A 2,792-nucleotide genomic window follows, 5' to 3' on the forward strand; every position below is an offset into this window, starting at 1 on the left:
ATCCCGATCTTCTTCTCGCTCTACAAGGTGATCTTTGTCACTCTGGAACTGCGCCACGCGCCCTTCTTCGGCCCTTTCCAGGACCTCAGCGCGCCGGATCCGACCTCGGTCATGAACCTGTTCGGCCTGCTGCCCTTTGCCTCCCCGGCACCGGAAAGCATCATGGCGCTGGTCTTCATCGGTATCCTGCCGATCCTGCTGGGTATCTCGATGTGGCTGCAGCAGAAACTGAACCCGGCGCCCACCGATCCGACTCAGCAAATGATCTTTGCCTGGATGCCCTGGGTATTCATGTTCATGCTCGGCGGCTTTGCCTCCGGCCTGGTGGTCTACTGGATTGCCAACAACACGATCACCTTCAGCCAGCAGTACCTGATCATGCGCAGCCACGGCTACAAGCCGGACGTGTTCGGCAACATCAAGTCTAGCTTCAAGAAGAAGCCCAAGGCTGACAGCTGATGGCGCACCAAGTTACAGATATCTGGCGCCACCCGCTCAAATCACACGGGCGTGAGGCACTGGACACCGTAACCCTGACCGCCGGGCAAACCATGCCCGGCGATCGCGTTTGGGCGGTCGCGCATGAGGCGTCCGCTGCGGACGGTTCCGAATGGGCACCCTGCGCCAATTTCACCCGCGGCTCCAAGGCGCCCGGGCTGATGGCGATCGGCGCCCGGCTGGACGATGCCACCGGCCAGCTGACGCTGACTCACCCGCAGCAGCCGGACCTGACTTTCGACCCGGAAAGCCCCGCAGACCTGCCGCGTTTCGTGGGCTGGGAAAAGCCGCTGCTGCCCGCGGGCCGCGCCGCCTCTGCCCGGATCATCCGGGTGCCGGGACGCGGCATGACCGATACAGATTTTCCCTCGGTCTCCTTGTGCAACCGGGCTTCCCACCGCGCGGTGGAGCAGGCCATCGGCCACGGCCTGTCGCCCCTGCGCTGGCGCGGCAACATCTGGTTCGACCTGGATGAACCCTGGGCCGAGAACGACTGGCTGGGCCGCGAAGTTCAGATCGGCGAGGCCGTCTTTGCGGTGCGCGAACGGGTGGTGCGCTGCCTGGCGACCACTGCCAACCCCGAAACCGGCGAACGCGACGCCGACACGCTGAAGACCCTGAAAGACAATTGGGGCCACCAGGATTTCTCGGTCTACGCCGAAGTGGTGCGCAGCGGAGACATCCGCCTAGGCGACGCGGTAAAGGTGCTGTGATGCAAATGCAATTCTCCCTGGCCGAAGCGCCGGATGACATCTCTGCCGAAAAGGGCCGCAAGCTGTTTGCCGGCGAGACCGAGTTCCTGAAGGGCGTGGTCGCGATGAACGGCCTGCCTGATGCCGACCGGCTGGAGGTCTGCTTTGCCGGCCGTTCCAACGTCGGCAAGTCGAGCCTGATCAACGCGCTGACCGGCACCAAGGGCATCGCGCGCGCCTCCAACACGCCGGGCCGCACACAAGAGATCAACTTCTTCACCCAAGGCCCGGAGCTGTATCTGGTCGACCTGCCCGGCTACGGCTATGCCAACGCCCCGCTGAAGGTGGTGGAGCAATGGCAGAAACTGCTGAAGCGCTACCTGTCAGGCCGCCAGAACCTGCGCCGCGCCTTTGTGCTGATCGACAGCCGCCATGGGGTAAAAGCCGTGGACGCTGAGATCATGAAGCTGCTGGACTCTTCCGCGGTCACCTTCCAATGCGTCATGACCAAGGCCGACAAGGTCAAGGAAAAGGACCGCGCCAAGGTGCTGGAACAGGTCAGGGGCGCCTTGGCGAAACACCCTGCCGCCTATCCGGAAATCGTTCTGACGTCCTCGGAAAAGGGCGATGGCATCTCGACCCTGCGGTCCATTATCGCTAATTTGTGACGGGTGTTTGACCGGCTCGCCTCCTTTCTGGTTGTGATTGCCCTGGCTGTTGCCGGTCTGATCCCGGCTGGCTGGATGCCCGCCTCGGCGCAGGACGGCAAGGTGCTGCTGGTGATCTGCACCTCAAATGGCGTACAGGAAGCCTGGGTCGATCTGGGCGATGGCGGGTCGCATGGTCCCGCGGAACCGATGGATGACCGCAGCTGCCCCTTTGCGGCGCTTGGCGCGGTGGCATTGCTGCCGGACAGCCTGATTGATCTGAACATTGAGCCCCCGCTGACTGACCGCTGGTCGCGCGAGGCCTTCACCCACCATACCGCCGGCTTCCACTGGCGCTATGACGCCCGCGGCCCGCCCGCGCTCTCCTAGGGCTGCGGCCCTTTTCCCGAACAAACACTGACATTTCCGCCGGCGCCAATGTGCCCGGCCTGTTCCGGTATGGAGAGACCCCATGGCAACCAGCCAACCGCAATCCGCGGGCCCATCGCGCCCGCTTTCCGAGAAATTCTACTTCGCCGCCTGGCGCTGGCACTTCTATGCCGGCCTGTTTGTGATCCCCTTCCTGATCATGCTGGCGGTGACCGGCCTGATGATGATGTTCATCACCCAGTTCGACGGCCGCGACGGCGAGAAAATCAGCGTGACGCAAGGCGCAGCCGAGCTGAGCATTCCTGAGCAGGAGGCCGCCGTTCCGGTCGCCCAGCCCGGCACCATCGCCGAATGGATCGGCCCCAAGGCGCCGGATTTGGCCGCCGTGTTCCGCGTCAAAACCGACGAAGGCCAGCGTTTGGTCGCCCTGAACCAGTACACCGGCGAGGTGATCGAGGTCTGGGACCGCCGCGCGGGCTGGTATGATTTTGCCGACAACATCCATTCCACCCTTCTGATCGGCGACACCGGCGACCGGCTGATCGAAATCGCCGCGGGCCTCGGC

Annotated in this window: 5 protein-coding genes; all 5 read left to right on the forward strand. The window is 63.8% G+C overall.

Features of this window, described 5'->3' with window-relative positions; genetic code table 11:
- Positions 1-459: membrane protein insertase YidC (gene yidC, locus A2I95_RS29995; RefSeq protein WP_291735742.1), on the forward strand; the 459-nt coding region annotated here is incomplete at its 5' end.
- Positions 459-1,211, forward strand: coding sequence for an MOSC N-terminal beta barrel domain-containing protein (locus A2I95_RS30000; RefSeq protein WP_291735743.1), 753 nt, complete (start codon positions 459-461; stop codon positions 1,209-1,211). The genes yidC and A2I95_RS30000, both read left to right, overlap by 1 nt.
- Entirely contained in the window at positions 1,211-1,858 is a 648-nt protein-coding gene (gene yihA, locus A2I95_RS30005) for a ribosome biogenesis GTP-binding protein YihA/YsxC (RefSeq protein ID WP_027257387.1), read from the forward strand. Before A2I95_RS30000 ends, yihA begins: the two co-directional genes overlap by 1 nt.
- A 3-nt stretch (positions 1,859-1,861) precedes the next feature.
- The gene (locus tag A2I95_RS30010) at positions 1,862-2,227 is read left to right on the forward strand and encodes a DUF2946 family protein (RefSeq protein ID WP_291735746.1); all 366 of its coding nucleotides are present in this window, start codon (positions 1,862-1,864) and stop codon (positions 2,225-2,227) included.
- 82 nt (positions 2,228-2,309) lie between these two features.
- The coding region (locus tag A2I95_RS30015) for a PepSY domain-containing protein (RefSeq protein WP_291735747.1) at positions 2,310-2,792 on the forward strand (483 nt) is incomplete at its 3' end.

The sequence above is a fragment of the Leisingera sp. F5 genome (assembly GCF_001593695.1).